This is a genomic window from Pseudomonas syringae, assembly GCF_000737245.1.
GTDB classification, from domain to species: Bacteria; Pseudomonadota; Gammaproteobacteria; order Pseudomonadales; family Pseudomonadaceae; genus Aquipseudomonas; species Aquipseudomonas syringae_J.
The window spans coordinates 1-16,158 of record NZ_JPQU01000021.1 but is presented as its reverse complement, the minus strand read 5'-3'; the positions used below and the strand labels follow the sequence as shown (position 1 = coordinate 16,158).

Below are 16,158 nucleotides of genomic sequence, written 5' to 3'. Positions count from 1 at the left end.
AACCTGGGGATTATGTGGCAAAGCCATCGACATTGCGCGCCTATCGAACCCGCGCAGATGCATGAGTTGCGACAATAGCCCTCGCGTGATTTGCATGGCTTGCGATATGAAAGTTAACCTGACTTTACAGTTAGTTGTAAAAAGAACAATACACTGGTCAGTTATTTAACGCGTCAGGCTGATTTTTTTTACACCTGTTTTAAATAATGTCAGGAGTAACATACCATCCATCGCCCAAGCACTCGTCGTGCTGTTTTGGATGCCACACTGCTCTACACAAGGATGAACGATACTTTGCTCAGGTAATCCGCCGATGATCAATGATCATTTGACCGGAACCTCTAGCAGTATTCATGGTAGTTCGCGTGTAACTGCGTCGGTAAGTGAAAGTCACGAGCGTTCCATAAAGCCAGATTTCACCGAGTCGCCATTGGAAGCGGTAGCTATCTCGCCTGCTGCTGTGGCGAGTGAGTGCTGCGATAAACCAGCTTCTGCAAAACCCAATGTACTCGTACTGATGTGTACGTATAACGGTCAGAACTTTCTCGAACAGCAGCTGGAGTCGATCAAATCGCAGACGTTTGATGATTGGCATGTGGCTATTTCAGACGACGGTTCGGAAGATGCAACCTGCACGATCGCCAATCGCTATCGCGCCCTGTGGGGCGAGGACAAAGTCAGTGTGTGGCGAGGGCCCGGGCGAGGGTTTGCCAGAAATTTTATTTCCAACGTGTGCAACACGGCATTGGACGCTGATTTTTATGCCTGGTGTGATCAGGATGATGTTTGGGAATCGGGAAAATTACGGGCAGCTCTGGATTGGCTCGAGAGGTGTCCCCAGGATGTGCCGGCGTTGTATTTCGGACGTACCCGGCTGGTCAGTGAAAGTGACGAATTTCTGGGCTACTCCCCTCTGTTTCGCAGGCCGCCCACATTCGCCAATGCATTAGTGCAGAGCATCGGCGGTGGCAACACCATGGTCTTTAATCATGCTGCCCGGTTGTTACTCCAGGAGACGGGGGAAGGGCTGGACATCGTTTCTCATGACTGGTGGGCTTATTTACTGGTCAGTGGTGCGGGCGGACGCCTGTTTTATGATGCCCGGCCTTATGTGCATTACCGTCAGCACATCAACAATCTGGTTGGCTCCAATGCCGGTTGGCGTGCGCGTTACATCAGGCTTCGGATGATGTTTGAAGGCCGTTTCAAACATTGGAACAGCACAAATATAGCGGGCCTTGAGACCGTCAAATATCGACTGACCGACGAGAATCTTCAAGTATTCGAGCACTTCAAGGCGCTACGCTCTGAAGGGTTTTTCGGCCGGCTAAAACGCTTGAAGCGCTCGGGTGTTTATCGCCAAACCTTGCTGGGAAATCTCGGACTGATGATGGCGACGGTGATCAGGAAAGTTTGACGAGATATAGGACCGCGCGTTTGACGCAGCCAGACCTGCAGGATGAGGAGGAGCTTCAGGTGCCATTTTTATCAGTGGTTTTTGTGCTTAAAAATCAGTCCGCAATTATCCAGCAGATACTCGAAAGAACCTCGCTGATGATTGCTGGCAAGGTCAGCGATTACGAGCTGATCGTCGTCGACAATGCTTCTGAAGACAGCAGTGTTTCGGTATTGAAGCACTTGACCGGTGAGGCCGGGCTCGCAAACTTGCAGGTTTATGCCCTGACCAAAGAAGTCGATTTGGATACCGCTTCATGGGTGGGAGTCGAAAATGCCCTGGGTGATTTTGTTGCCGTCATCGACCCACTGTCCGACGACATCGATTTCCTTCCCAGAATGCTGGACCGGGCCATGCAGGACGCCGATGTGGTGTTTGCCAACAATGACAAAAAGCCTGTTCAAACCCTGGCTTATCGCTGGGCATTTGCCGTGTTTAATCGACTGTATCGTTGGTTCAATGGTATTCACCTTGCCACGGAAGCGCCGCAATACCGGATGCTGAGCCGACGGGTAATCAACTTCATTCTTCAGCACCCGCAGCCCGCCATGTCTTATCGACATCTCCCCGCCACCGGCGGTTTTATACGCGCTTACTTGCATTACAGCGCCACGCCCAGTGCCTGCCGCAAAAAGCATCTGGGTGAAAGCATCGACCGTGGGATGCGCTTACTGGTATCCACCACCCGGGCTCCGATGCGACTGGTCACAACACTGTCCCTGTTCGGTGCAGTGGCCAATCTGCTCTATTGTATCTATGTGGTGGTGATCGCCATTTTCAAAACCGAAGTTGCCCCGGGATGGGTCAGTGTTTCCCTGCTGCAATCGAGCATGTTCTTCCTGATCTCCCTGGTTCTGCTAGTCCTGGGTGAATACATCATCAATATGGCCAGCCTGTCTAACGAAGGGCCGAGTTACCACGTGGGTCAAGAGTTCACGAGTGCACGGATGACACGGCGTGAAAAGCTCAACGTGGTGACGTGAAATATCTCCTCTTCATCTCGCCGCTCTTTTGCTGAGGGGCGCAACAATCGGGGAATCAAATGACGAGTGCGCCATGCTGAGAACATTATTTTCAAAAGGAATGGAGTGGCTGGTATCGGAGCGTGAGGCGGCAGCAAATGTTCGTGGTGCGCTGTTATGTTTGTCAGTAGTAATTGTGCTGTTATGCGTTGTGGGTGTGTTTTTTTCGGATCGATACCTTCCATTTATAAAGCTGTTCCCTGTGGCCGTTACGCTATTTGCCGCGATTCTTTCACTGCGGTTTTTGGGGCGATTAGTCAGCTGGAACAAGCTAATTAATATTTTTTGCATGCTAATAATTGTGGGTTACGTATCATTCGGCTTACTCAATGTCTATGTGGGCGCAAGAATTTACGACGGGTCTCAGTATGACGGTGCTTTTCAGCTTTTCTTTCCGCTAAAGAGAATGGAGGCTGGAGAGTGGCCGGGGCGCGATTTCTTCTACTTTCATGGCCAATTGATTCCCTTGATAATTTATCCCGTTTTCAAGTTGTTTGGCGGTGATTTCTTTGCCTCTCAGTTCTCCGCAAAACTGTTTGATCTTCTACTTCCCGCTGGCTATTTTGCCATGTTTTATTGGCTCGGTCTTCGACGCGACAGACTGGTTATTTCTTGGTTACTGCTCATTGGGCTCTTGGTGACGAATCGCTTTGCGTTCGGCACGCAAAATCCCATTGAAGGCGTCCATGTTTATGCGATTCGATCAATTATTCCTTTTTTATATATTGCGTTCTTATCCTCTCGCCTGGCCAATATGAGCTATTGCCGGGATTTCCCCAAGCGCTTTTTTCGCTCGACACTATTTGTTCAAGTGGCAGTATTTGTCATTTCATTTTATCTGGGTAGCGAGCAGGCCTTTTATTTACTGCTGACGATGCTGTTCGCGAACGCCATGGTCATGCGCTCGCGGCCACTGTGGGTAGTGATTTCTTCAGCTGCGCTGGTGGTGATGTCCATCATTTTTTTGATGGCCGTCAATGAGTTGTTCTTTGGCTCGCAAAAGCCTTTGACCTACCTATTGGATATTTCCAGGAACCAGACCTGGTTCTACGGCAGCTACCCAAACGAGTTTCTTCATTCACCGCTTGATTTTTCCCGGCCAAACAGCTCGACCTTTAAAGTGTCAGCAAAGCTTGTGGTCAGTCTGTTGGGAATCCCTTTTTTATGGTTCGTGACATGGCTCTGCAGTAGGGGAGCGGACCGAAGGCTGTTCTTTTTTACCCTGATAGGCGGCCTTTATGGGCTGCTAGGATTAACTTCCCTGTTCGCGAGTTACTCGGGCGAACAATACGCCGATGGTGCAATAAAGGTCATTCTAGTCAGTGGCATCATTTTTTTGGTTGATGCGGGCTTCAGGCGCATCGATATTTCTAGTTTGAGAGAGGGGAGACACACGGGTGTACTATACGATGTTCTATCAGTGGCACCCTGGATGCTTGTAGTTGCAGTAGTGGGATGTGTGTACTCGATATTCTTTGTCCTGAATATTCCCAATAATGTTCGAATGTTGAGAATCATGAACAGTGCAATTTTTATGAGTCAGCCCGACTTGGGTGTAAAGATCCCATTTTATCCGTTGAGCATCGAACCGGATGACCGGTATCACTCGTCCCAGTTTCTGGCGCTTGATTATGCCAATGGGAATGCAGCGGCTAGGGTGATTTATCCAGAATTTACTTTTGTCAGTGGCTACGACGAGGGCGTCAAGAACCTGTACCGTATTAAGCTGAATGAAAAAATTCCTGCATCACTGGCGCCGGGGGATTATTGTCTGTTTGGCAGCGTCCAACGCATTATTGCTGAGGTCGATAGGTCCTCAGGTTTTATTTATTTTAATCAGTCAACCGTGTCTGAAAAAAATGGGCAGTATTTGAAAGCTATAGACTGCTATAGAAAAGGCGCAGAGAGTTATCTAAATTTTGATAGTCATCGGCTGGTGATCGAGCAGAATACCTATGATGGATATTTTTACGACGGGATTTATCGAGGGAGTAACTTACAGCTACGAGTCCGTGACGGGGAGCAAGAGAAATTACGAGTCGGTGATCATCTCTCCCTGAACGGGCACACCTACGCCATTACAGCAATCTACGCAGGCGGCGTCGTCACACTTGACTCCAGTCAGCATCCGTTTCCATTTGATTTTGATCACGGTGCTTCTTATAGCGTCGTATTACATGTCAATCCAGACGGGGCGTTCAGTTATAACCTGGACATTGCCGACGGTGAGACACTGATCACACGAGTCACCTTCAATGATAGGGTTGTGCTGGCAGAAATGAAGAGCCGGCGACAGCTGTGGTTAGTCAGCAATGGTCAATCCGCCAGCGTGGTCAATGTAGATGCCCAGCAGGGAGTTGTTGATCTGCGTGGTCGAATTGAAGCTAAGCAACTTTCATATGGCATGCATTTTGGTGATCTGGATAAATCTGCGTTCAATACGGTTGGGACCATCACACCTGTTTTTCAGCTGATGAAAGGTATTTTGAGTGCCAAAACGGTTAATCAGGTACCGTCCGCTTCGAATATCGACTTCTTTTTTCATGCGTTTGATACCGCATTATTCAACGCTTATCTCAAGGGTGTTCAGGATTTGGACCCCGAGTTTATATCCGTGCCATCAGGTCGTTATGTCAATAATTTCATCTGGTACGATAATTGGCTGGTACGTTCTCGGTGGCCAGTCTTTGAATATATTGCCTCCTCTTACGACTTCGCAGCTCACTCCAAATTTGAGTCGTTCTGGAGGAAGGGCGAGCATTATTCGACAGTCACTGACTGGATGAGTTGGCCACGTAACGCAGACACTGCAGAGCAAGATATCGTCATACCGGTAGAGACATCACGCGCAAGCGATGCCGGGTGTGAGACTACTGCTTACGTCGTTGAGTTCGACTACTCCATTTCCGGCTGGCAGGGGTCAATCCCGCTGATAGGAAGTAGCAATCGGCACATAGCGTTGATCGATGACTTCCTGGGTGTTCCACTTACCTTGAATCCAAACGAGCACAGGGTGAGATTCCCGGTCTTTCCTCGGGATGATCAGATACGCATCAAAATCAAATCGATAGCTCCTTTTGGAGTTCGAACGGCTCTGGACATTACAGCGATTCGCTACCGGAAACTCAGCCTTCCCGTTGCACGCCTAGCGGCAGTCATAGGCCGTTCAACGTCGAGTGTCTGTCCTTGAGAAGCGGGCGGTGTTTCACCTGGGTGATTTCCTTGGCGGTCTACTTATTAGGCATTTCATTCATTGCGCTGAGCCCACCCTGGGAAGGCTACGACGAACTCGCTCATTACTCTTATGCTCAGCAAATAGCTGATACGGCCAAGGTCCCATCTTTCGAGTCGGGCAAGCTATCGATGGACATTGAGCACTACAAAACCACTGCGCCAATGCCCTATCTGACTGCGCCGCCATTCGATGAAAACGGCGGTTTTACCTATCGCCAGTGGTTTTCAGATCCTCTTTCCCGGGCAAACTCTGCTCACGATTCGCCTGCACACGCGCGGGTATTCACTGCAGGGGAAATACCGAATTGGCAGGCTCAGCACCCGCCGTTGTATTACCGGTTGATAGCGCCGCTAATCACAGCCACAGCTGACCAGTCCTGGGCTGCGCAACTGTTCTGGCTGCGTCTGATTTCGTGGTCGGTAGCCTTTGCCGGATTGGCAATAGGCGTGGCAGCTACGGCTGAGGCGATACGGGTTCTTTATCCACGGATCACTGGTGATTATTGCCAGGTGGTGTCGTTCTGGGTACTTCTGTTTCCTGGGCTGCTGCCTGAGTTCGCACGCCTTGGTAATGACGCGCTGGTCATGCTCTTTTTTGGGATGGTGTGGGCGTGGGCGGCCAAGCGAGCGATGAGCCCCTTGTCGTGGTGGTGGTATGTGGGGCTGGGTGTGCTGCTGGGCCTCGGCGGGTTGACCAAAGTGACTTTCCTGCCAATTACCTTGGTGATGGTGGGTTGGCTGCTGTGGATCGGTACTGCCACGGATGATGCTCGTGAGCGCGCCAGGACCTGGTTTGGCACGCTTATCGTCACGGGCCTGTTTCTGACGATTGCCAGCCGAGGTTATCTGGCCAACGTTGCTGACCGAGGCAGTTTGACCGGGCTGGTGGAATTAACCCATAGCGATGACTTTGCGTCCTGGGTCTGGCTCGCAGGGTTTAAACACCCGCAGCAGCTACTTAAAGGCCTGTTGAATATCGGCCTGACTTTCATATGGGGCGGGACCGCATCCAGCGCCTATCCGCCGGTCATCCTCGTTCTGCCTCTGCTGCTCATGACTACTGTTCTGACGCTGGCTTCCTTCTGCAGAGTTCGTTTGCGCGAACCGTTATCAGTCCTGGCAATCTGGGTGACCAGCGTGATGTTCGCCAGCCTTGTGTATTACCTGCTGGTCAGGATTGCCGATGACAAAGTCGGCTCGGGTACGCCTGGCTGGTACCTGCATATCCTCATGCCTCCGCTGAGCCTGCTTTTTGCTTTGGGAGCAAATGAACTCAGGTCCAGCTTCTCTAGCGCAGCATTGGCATGGCGCATTTGGCTGGGTTATTCATTTTGTTTGTTTGCCGGGGTCACCTGGCTGCAGCTTTCACTCTTCGCTGGCTGCACCTTCAAGACTGCGACCGGCCGTATTTACCACTCGGCCGACTGGAGCTGCCTGATGGAATTCGCTGCGATCTATCGCCATCTTGAGCGGCTGACGTTTCCGGTGGCGGGCTTTGCGGCGTTTGCAATTGCTATGCTACTGGCCTGCTTCGCGGTGTTGCCGTGGGGGTTTATTCGCAGCCGGTCTGTCGCCTGATGCTTGTCCGCAACGGTTTTTTGAGTCTGCTTTCTCTGGTTGTCCCGCTGCTTGTGGGTGTAGTTACGGTCCCCGGAATAATCGCTGGGCTCGGGCTGGAGCGCTTCGGGGTATTGACGCTGGTCTGGGCGGTGATCGGTTATGCCAGCCTCTTTGATCTCGGCGTATCGCGAGCCCTGACCAAGCGCGTTGCCCAGCTTCATGGGCAGCCTCGACGTCTTGGGCCGGTGGTGCGCGCCGGCCTGCTGCTGCTTGGGCTTCTCGGCCTGATCATGGGTGTGCTGGCTCTGCTGGTGCTGAGGTTTTTCGACTACTCACGTTTTGCGATCGGGGAGCGGGAGTTCTTCAACAGCGCGCTGCTGGTCGCTGCAAACATCCCGTTCGTAATCGCCAGCGGCGGCTACCGTGGTGTGCTGGAGGGGCTGAGGCGTTTCTATGTCGTTGCACTTGTCAGGCTTGGCTTTGGATTGGTGACGTTTCTTGTGCCGGTTCTGACCCTGCAGTTTGCACCCAGGCTCGACTTCATCATTGCCATCATGCTGCTGGCACGTATCCTGGGTTGTCTGACCATGGCATGGGCCAGCAGGTCCGCGTTTGTGGTACATCAGCCTTTGCCTACCCGCCCTACGAGTCGTGCCCGGCGTCTCATAGAAATCAAACATTTGCTCAATTTTGGGGGCTGGATAACCGTTTCGAATCTGACCAGCGCGGTCATGCTTTACGCTGATCGCTTTGTGCTTGCCTACAGCCCTCATGCGCCTTTTCTCGCGTTTTACACCACGCCTTACGAGTTCGTGACTCGCTTGTTCATCGTCCCTTCAGCGCTGGGGGGCGTGCTGTTCCCTTACATGGCCAGAGGCAAATCGTTCAATAGCGTCAACAATCAGCTTCTGGTCATCACCAGTGTCATGACACTGGCCGCCGTAGCCCCGGTGATTACGGCACTGATACTGTTTGCTCCACAAATCCTTGAGCAATGGATTTCTCTGCAGTTCGCGAACAGTGCCTCTCTGCCCTTGATGATTCTATCGATCGGAGTATTGGTGAACTGTCTCGCGCAGCTCTATCAGACCTATCTGCTGGGCTATGGTAAAGCGCGCTCGATAGCCCGGCTGCACATGGTCGAAATGTTAGTATTCGTGCCCTGTGTGTACGTTGCCGTCAGCCGATTTGGCATCGAAGGCGTCGCGTGGGTCTGGACGCTGCGGGTTGTGATAGATGCCGCCGCCATGCTGGTGATGCTGATCCAGACCGATGCCCGACTTTTCCGTTCTGCCTGGGTGCTGATCATCGGGCTGCTTGTGGCGCTGCTCATGTTTGCCTGTGCCGATGCCCCCTGGCAGATGAAAGTGCTGCTGCTCAGTGGCCTGACCGGAATCTGCGCCGTGATGGGTCTACGTGCGATTTATCACCCACTGCTGCGAGGTGGGGCCGCAGAACTGCCTCAGCCTTGAACGCCACACTTGCCCGGCAAGTAGTGATGCGCTGGGCAACAGGCGAAAAAAAGCCCGGCAAAAGCCAGGCTCGCGTCTCATCCCGGAATCCGCCCTAAATCACCCCCCAGCCCCCAAATACCGCACACAATACCCATTAGCACACTCTTCCCGCGGATAACGAGCCGTCAGGTAGCTATCCAGCGCCTTGAAACGCTCACGCATGGTTTTGCCGTCGATGCTGTATGAAGGGAATGTCGAGGAGTAGACGATGGCCGACGGGGCGGTGTTGGTGAGGGCGCTGATCAGTTCTGCTTCGTGTTGCGCAGCGGCGTAGACCGGGTAGGTGAAGCGCGTGCAGCTCGGCAGACTCAGCAGGCCGTTGATCACACCGTTGTTGGACAGGTCGAACACGCAGCTGGCCTGACTTTGCAGCAGCCGTTGCGACGCCCATTTCACGCCTTGGGTAACCGCCTCGGTGTTGCCGGGCGGTGAAATCAGGTGCGTCACCCACTGATACTGACCCTCGCGAAAATGCTTGAGCCCGCTGTAGAGAACCGCCAATGCGCAGACCCCGATGAGTGTCACGGGCAGCAGATGGCTCGGACGGAAATCGCCCAACTCGCGGTGGGGGACGCAGATGTAAACCAGGAGGCAGGCGATCAGGAAAAAACCGACGTGATGAAACTTGAACGACAGCGCCGCCCCGATCGTGATGATCAGCGGCGCAAGCAGGATCAATCTGCTGATCGTGAAAGTGGAGCGGGCCAGGCTCAGGGTTAGGAGCAAGGGTGCCCACAGTCCGTAAAAGACGTGTTCGACATCGGCACGGTTAACGCCGATTTTCAACATGATGGCCGAGAGTAGAAGCAGCGCCAGGGTGCGTGCCAGATCCTGACCCCCAATGCTTGAAAGCAAGTACGCACGGATCGCGAGAATGATTGCCCACAGATTAATCAGCACGACGAATGCCGTCAGGATCGCAGTGTCCAGCCTCCACCCGTAGCTCCATTGCCCGGATGTCTGCAGCAGCACGCTGAGGTTTTCCAGATAGCCACTGATGGAGAAACCTTGGAAAAACAACCCGAGCACCAGTACGGTCACGCCAAAAGCAGCCGCAGCCACCAGGTTGATCCGGTTGTACCAGGCCATCAACAGCATTGCCGGACCAACGCATACGACAGTGGCGATGCCGCGATCAAACGACCAGAACATACCAAAGCCGATCAGGGCGCCGAGCACGACCAGCAAGCCGATATGGCCGGTGTTTCTGGGCTTGTCACTCAAGACCAGAAAGCAGTAGAGCGAGGCCAGTAACAGAAGGTCGCGATAGCCCACGAAAAACGGCGCGGCCACGGCCATGCCCAATAGCAGAATCCATTGGTACGGGCGGGTTTTGCACAGTGTATGGGTGATCAACAGCAGCAGTGCAGCGGCGGCGATATTGAGTGCGGCATAGATCGCCGCCGTCGGCAGGAAATAACGATCATCGCCCCACCAATGCCGGGCAATCAGGGCTGGAATGAAGTCCAGCGCGCCATGGATGCTCAGGGGTTGGAACGACTGGGGTTTGAGGGAGAAATAATTGACCGCTATCGCAAAGTATTCACCCTCGTGAAAGGGGTCTGTCAGGACCGTACTGCCCTTCAGGTTAGGAATCAGAATAAAAAAGGTGCAGACCAGCAACAGTAAACCGACAGCCTTCCAGTCTCGGCGCAGCAGGCTCAGGTAAGGCATTTTGGGTTTTCCCGTAGACAGTGTTGCAGCGGTGGATCAGGGGTTGTATTGACCCAGGCAGGATTTGAACAGCACCTGCATGATCGACAGGTTGCCTTTGACGCTGCTGATCTTGGTGGGCACTTCGCCTTTGGGGTAACGCCGTTCGGTGGGCAGCTCGACGCAGCGATAGCCCAGCCGCGGGGCGCGATAGGACAGATAGGCGAGCAGTTCGTAGGTGCTGAACACATCGCGAAAGATCGCCAGCCGTGGGTCTATCAATAACTTGCGGCTGTAGGCGCGAAAGCCCTGGGTGGTGTCGGTCCACTTGAAACCGGACGCCAGGCTCAGCAGCGGCGCATGGATCAGACGGATGGCCAGATCACGGGATTTTGGCGTGTTCTCGGCTTTGCCGCCGGCGACGAAGCGCGAGGCCTGGACGAAGTCGACGCCTTGCTCCAGCGCCTGGATGAAGCGCCCGATGGCTTGCGGGTCGTCCTTGTCGTTGCCGTCGATGGTGACGATGCCTTCATAACCCTGATCCAGTGCGAAGGCGTAGGCGCAGCGCAGTTGCGCGCTCAGTTTGCCCGCGCCGGTCTTGAGCAGCAGCCCGCGTACCCCCAGGGTTTGCAGGGCTGCAGGCTCCAGTGAACCGTCCGTGCTGCCACCGTCGATGATGATGATGTCGGCGATATCGGCAATCTTCAGCGTGGCCATGCGGGTCAGCAGGCTTTTGATCCGCGCGCCCTCGTTGATCACCGGGATCACCACGCACCAGCGATGCTGGCGCTGCAGCCAGAACAAAGTGTCAAAAGCCGGTACTTGCCAGCTGGCACGCTGGGCTGGGGGAGTGTCAGCAGCTGTCATGGGGGCCTCTCGTTAAACAGTTCATCAGCTTCAACGGGGAAAATGCGATCTCAATGTGGGAGCGGTGCTTGCCCGCGATAAGGCTGGACTCGATTCACTTTAGATCGCGTCGCCCTTATCGCGGGCAAGCACCGCTCCCACAGATTCACCGAATTCGTCTTCCATACTCACGCCACATGCACCGTAATCAACGCCACGCCGACCATGACCAACACGATCCCGGCAATGGTGGTCCAGTAGAACGGCTCACGAAAAATCATTGCCGAGGACAAGGCCACGGCAGCAATCGCCCCGGCCGTGAGTACTGGGTGAGCGACGTTCAGTGGCAATTTGGCGAGGGCGGCTGCGTACAGCAGGAATGCCGCGCCATACAGGCTCAATCCGAGCCAGAACGGCCAGTTACTCAAGGCGCTGGCGGGGTCCTTGAAGGACGGAAATTGACGCGGCGGCATCATCGCCATCTTCACCAGCACACTGGCCGACGCGTTGGAAAGAATGCCGATCAGCAGGATGAGCCACTTCATTGTTCACGACTCCGGCGCGGTTTTCGGTAATGCCAGGATGCAACGCGCAAGGCCCGCTCGATGGCCACCATGGGCGCTTCGTTTGGCGGCGCAAGCATCTCGATGGACGCCACGTGATTGGGCAGATATTGCTCAATGGCCTGACCCATATTGGCGTGCTCGGTCGCACCGTCGCCCAGTGGCACCAGTTGCGGCTCACTGATGTGCACATGGCCGATCAGGTCTGACCGGGCTTTGAGCAGTGCGTGAGGGTCTTCAGCATTGATGGTCAGCGCGCCGGTATCGAGCTGCATTCGGATCGCAGGATGGGACGCCAGCCGCACGACCCGTGCAGTTTCCCCGCTGTCGGTCATGAAGTTGGCGCCGTAGCAGGCCGGGTTGGGCTCCAGGCAGATCGTCACTCCGGCTTGCAGCGCGATGTCCCCCAGCTGTCGAAAAAATTGCGTGGCCTGATAAGCAGTCTGCTGGTCATTCAAACCGCTGCGATCGCGGTTCTTCGGTGAGCCAAACACCAGTCGGGTCGCGCCCAGGCCCGCGCCTATCCGGCAAACCGCTGCCAGGTGTTGCAGCATGGCCTGCTGGCTTTCCAGCGGGCCGAACATGTTCAGCCCATGGGTGCCGAACAACAGCGCCTGCATGCCGGTGATCTCTATGCCTCGCTCCGCCCACCAGCGCTTGACCCGCACGATGTCCTGGGTGCTGGTGTTGAGCGGGTCAGGGAAGTATTTGCCGGGAGCGAGGTCGATGGCATCAATCGAATTGCGCTCAAGAAGGGCCGCGACCTGCTCGTCATACGCCACGTCCCAGGCGATGTTGGAAATGGCCAGCCTCATGCACCTGCTCCTTCGTCCTTGATGGTCAGCGGTTCGGATTGCGCGTAGGCACGGATCGCCATCAGGGTTTCCCGAGCCTGATACTGATAACGCCCCTGCGCGCCGAACAGCTCGGCATACCGGGTCTGCAGGTCGTAGCGCGCGGGTGTGCCGGGCAGCACGTTGTCGAACGGCTGGCCAAAGCCTCTGTGCGAAACGTCAGCGACACTGATCGGTTCCGCTGTCAGATGCACCAGCGGCAGGCCCGCATCCAGAGCAGTCTGGATGTCGGTGCTAAGGTTGACCATCGGATAAAACTGAAAGATCGCGCGGCTATCAATGGCCTGCAACTGGTTGCCGTTACGAAGATCGAAAATCACATTTTTACGCAGGCCAGGCCCTACCAGACCCGGCAAACGGACGATCAAGGACTCGGGGAATTGCGCCTCCACGAATCGCTCAAGCCAGCGCCGATGCAGGCCGTACGCATGCAGTCCGGCCTCATCGACCTCGCTGTCTTCGTCTACACCTTGAGGGTTCTTGAAGACGTCGACCGTGCTGATCAGCACGAACTGTTTACAGGTCAGCCGTTGCAAATGCTCGATGAGGACTTCGATATTGCGCAGGTCCGCCAGTGGGTCCTGGTTGGCCAACCATTTCTGCGCCGGAGCTGCCGCGCAGATGACCCGGTCAAAGGTGCCGCCCTGGATTTCTCCCAGGTTGCTGGAGCGATACAGGTGCTGGAAAGGTCGCTGGGCGAGCAGGGTGCTGCCCACAAATCCGGAGTAGCCGATCAGTGCATGGGTCATGAAAGCTCCTGCTTAATCAAGTCGGGTAAATGGCTCTGCATCGAGCTTCTCCAGCACGTCGTAGATGTTGTCGATCTTGCCGCCCAGTACCGAATAGGTGCCCGGCAGCGTTGAATGCCTTTCAAAAAAAATGGGCCGTGAGTCGTTGCCCTCGCTCATCTGCAGAACGGTTTTGACCTCGAACAGCGACTCGACGTATTCAGCCTTGCGGATCGCCGGGATGTAGCGCTCTACGTCGCGAAGCATGTGATCCACCCGGGTCTCCTGGTGATACTGCGCAAGCTTTTCGTAGGGGTTGATCCCGTGTTGGTCAGGCCAGTGCAGATGCGGTGTGTAGCGCACGTGGGAGAGGGTGTGCAGGCCGCGGGCCGGAAACGGCATGATGGAAAAAAACGGTCCGTCCATCACCGTGATGCCCAGTTCATCCAGCTCCGGAGGAAGCTTGAGCAGCGGCATCTCGGTGATTTCTTGTTTGAGCTCGGCGCTGGTTCCGCTGAAATCCCCCGCGAACTGATTCAGCCCGCTGTAGGTGCAGTTGATGACATAACGGCAGGTGAGCTGCTGCTCCACACCATCAGCCTGGCGGGTTGCGACCTCCAAGGTGCCGGTAGCATTTCTGGATAGGCCGGTGACTTCGCTCTGATAGCGGATCTGCACGCCGCACTCGGCGAGCGAGCGTTTGGCCCAGTTCGCCAGTTTCTCGCTGTCGAAGGCGAACTCCTGGACCAGGAATACCTCTTCGATCAAGTGCGGTTCGAATAATTTGCGCAGGGTTGGTTCGGCGCGCTGAATCGGCGCTTCGATGTCCCGGCAGAAACGTTCGAACTGTTTGGCTGTGACCTTCGAATTGCGCCGGGCAATGGCGTAGAGCTTGGTGAAGTCTTGTTTGATGATCTCCGGCCAATCACCAATGAAACGCGGCAGGTTGATTCGGCTGCGATAAGCCGTCGTGAAACTGCGCGGATAGTGGTAGCCGTTATGCACTCGGGCTTGATTGTTGAACGACGCGCGCTGCATGAGCGCCGACTCGCGTTCGATCAGGACAATTTTTTGCAGGCCTCTTTCCCGGGCCAGGTAGATGGCAATGGCCGAGCCGTAAAAGCCTGCCCCGATGATGACGGCGTCCACGGGGGCTTCTTCGCCAGCCATGATCAGGACCGTTTATCGCTAAGGGTTACCACCACGTCAGGACGCATGGCGCTGTCCACGATGTTGAGCTTTTCCCGGCGGGTCATGCGGGCGCTGGTGAACTCCTGACCCACGTGATAAGCCGGCCCCTCATTGGAGAGCGTGGCCATGTTCAGGATGTATTCACCCAACACCAGCAACACCAGCGAGATCAGGAAAAACATACCTGATTGCAGCAGCGAGACGCTGATCCAGCCGGGCGCGACTTCAGTCTTGAAGATTGCGATGGCCACTACGTAGGCGCAAAACAGCAGGTTGCCAACTGCGCCGAATAGCGACAGCGCAGTCACCAAACGCATCGGCGCCCGGGTCGTGGAGACCAGCAAGCGCACGCCCCGGTCGATACTGTCGCCCAATTGCTTGGGTCGCGATGCCTTGGGGGGGGTGCTGTATTGCAGATAAGCGCGGGTAAAGCCGCCGGTGGCTGGCAAGTGTCGATAAGACATCGAGGGATGGGGGTGTTGCAGAATAAAGTTGATGACCCGCTTGCCGAGCATCCGGTATTGCGGCGCTTCATTGGCGAGGTTGATGCCGTTGAAGCGGTTGTACAACCAGTGGAATACCGAAAACGCACTGCGATAGGCCAAGCTCTGCGCAGGTTTCTTGGCGTTGTTGGCAAACACCACATCAGAACCCTTGATGGCACGGTTGAGCATTTGCGGAATGAAGTTGAGGTCGTCGGTGAGCGGATCGATAACCACGACAAAGTCACCCAGCGCGTTCTCAAGTCCGACCCATGAAGCGGTATCCGCATCGACTTCTTTGGTGAGCGCATATACCTGAAGATTGGCCAGTCCTTCCTCACTGCTCAGGCGTTTCAATACCGAAATACTGTCATCGTCGGATGCGTTATCCACTAGGATCAGCTCGTAGTCCCTAACCAGAGACGTGACCACGGCAGTGGCTTCGCGGAGAGTCTGTTCGAGGGTGTCTGCCTGATTGCGCACCAGAAGCACCACCGACAAAAAGCCAGGAAAAAAATCCATATTAATCCTCTCGGAAAATGGATCCGACACTCAAACCGGCAAAACTCAAACTGCGAAACATCGTGAGTGAAGCAAGTGTCCGGAAACACAAGGAATAGCTACCGCCTGCCGAATACTCGCCAGAGTCATTCAACGGGGCCTCATAGCTTGAAGGAGGTATTAAGTTGCCACTGCTATATCAGCGCTAGATTGGAGGGCTGTCAAATTCATTCGTCAGTTTTTTAGCGTGGCTGGAAATAGGTCTTTAACTATTTGTTTTTATTGGAAAATAAAAATTGACGATCTTTGGGTAACGGTTTTTTGTCGCGCTATCAGGCTAGACACTTTTGGGTAAGTGCTAATTCCAGAAAAAACTAAGCCCGGCAAAAGCCGGGCTGGTGTAGTGAAGCAGAACAAGTATCAGCTCAGACGATTTGCTCCAACGCGGTCGGCACCATCTGCAGCGAGGCGATTTGCACCAACGCGGTCGGCACCATCTGCAGCGAGGCGATTTGCACCAACGCGGTCGGCACCATCTGCAGCGAGGCGATTTG

12 protein-coding genes are annotated in these 16,158 nt (G+C 54.7%); 5 read left to right on the top strand and 7 right to left on the bottom strand.

What is annotated here, in order from left to right; translation table 11 throughout:
- Positions 1 to 313 precede the first annotated feature (313 nt).
- The 5 genes from IV01_RS19445 to IV01_RS19460 all read left to right on the top strand — a co-directional run bounded on the left by IV01_RS19445 (position 314) and on the right by IV01_RS19460 (position 8,744).
- Complete coding sequence (locus IV01_RS19445; RefSeq protein WP_229636093.1) at positions 314 to 1,417, top strand: glycosyltransferase family 2 protein; 1,104 nt, start codon at positions 314 to 316, stop codon at positions 1,415 to 1,417.
- A 59-nt stretch (positions 1,418 to 1,476) separates the two neighbouring features.
- The gene (locus tag IV01_RS0124640) at positions 1,477 to 2,439 is read left to right on the top strand and encodes a glycosyltransferase (protein WP_154232185.1); all 963 of its coding nucleotides are present in this window, start codon (positions 1,477 to 1,479) and stop codon (positions 2,437 to 2,439) included.
- A 73-nt stretch (positions 2,440 to 2,512) separates the two neighbouring features.
- Positions 2,513 to 5,668, top strand: a complete 3,156-nt coding sequence (locus IV01_RS19450; protein ID WP_032626761.1) for a hypothetical protein — start codon at positions 2,513 to 2,515, stop codon at positions 5,666 to 5,668.
- A 32-nt stretch (positions 5,669 to 5,700) separates the two neighbouring features.
- On the top strand, positions 5,701 to 7,290 hold the full coding sequence (locus IV01_RS19455) for a hypothetical protein (protein WP_154232184.1): 1,590 nt from the start codon (positions 5,701 to 5,703) through the stop codon (positions 7,288 to 7,290).
- Entirely contained in the window at positions 7,290 to 8,744 is a 1,455-nt protein-coding gene (locus IV01_RS19460) for an oligosaccharide flippase family protein (RefSeq protein ID WP_080290223.1), read from the top strand. The genes IV01_RS19455 and IV01_RS19460 overlap by 1 nt, the downstream gene beginning before the upstream one ends.
- Before the next feature lie 99 nt (positions 8,745 to 8,843).
- On the opposite strand, the gene IV01_RS19465 is transcribed toward IV01_RS19460, so the two are convergent.
- The 7 genes from IV01_RS19465 to IV01_RS19495 all read right to left on the bottom strand — a co-directional run bounded on the left by IV01_RS19465 (position 8,844) and on the right by IV01_RS19495 (position 15,625).
- The gene (locus IV01_RS19465; protein WP_032626755.1) at positions 8,844 to 10,460 is read right to left on the bottom strand and encodes a hypothetical protein; all 1,617 of its coding nucleotides are present in this window, start codon (positions 10,458 to 10,460) and stop codon (positions 8,844 to 8,846) included.
- A gap of 36 nt (positions 10,461 to 10,496) precedes the next feature.
- A complete protein-coding gene (locus IV01_RS19470) occupies positions 10,497 to 11,306 on the bottom strand; it encodes a glycosyltransferase family 2 protein (RefSeq protein WP_032626753.1) in 810 nt (269 codons plus the stop codon).
- 167 nt (positions 11,307 to 11,473) lie between these two features.
- Positions 11,474 to 11,830 (bottom strand): multidrug transporter, encoded by a 357-nt coding sequence (locus IV01_RS19475; protein ID WP_032626751.1) that lies wholly within the window; start codon positions 11,828 to 11,830, stop codon positions 11,474 to 11,476.
- Positions 11,827 to 12,663, bottom strand: a complete 837-nt coding sequence (locus IV01_RS19480) for a sugar phosphate isomerase/epimerase family protein (protein ID WP_032626748.1) — start codon at positions 12,661 to 12,663, stop codon at positions 11,827 to 11,829. Before IV01_RS19480 ends, IV01_RS19475 begins: the two co-directional genes overlap by 4 nt.
- On the bottom strand, positions 12,660 to 13,451 hold the full coding sequence (locus IV01_RS19485) for an NAD(P)-dependent oxidoreductase (protein WP_032626747.1): 792 nt from the start codon (positions 13,449 to 13,451) through the stop codon (positions 12,660 to 12,662). The genes IV01_RS19480 and IV01_RS19485 overlap by 4 nt, the downstream gene beginning before the upstream one ends.
- 12 nt (positions 13,452 to 13,463) lie before the next feature.
- The gene (locus tag IV01_RS19490; RefSeq protein ID WP_032626746.1) at positions 13,464 to 14,600 is read right to left on the bottom strand and encodes an NAD(P)/FAD-dependent oxidoreductase; all 1,137 of its coding nucleotides are present in this window, start codon (positions 14,598 to 14,600) and stop codon (positions 13,464 to 13,466) included.
- Positions 14,601 to 14,602: 2 nt separating this feature from the next.
- Entirely contained in the window at positions 14,603 to 15,625 is a 1,023-nt protein-coding gene (locus IV01_RS19495; protein ID WP_032626745.1) for a glycosyltransferase, read from the bottom strand.
- Positions 15,626 to 16,158 lie beyond the last annotated feature (533 nt).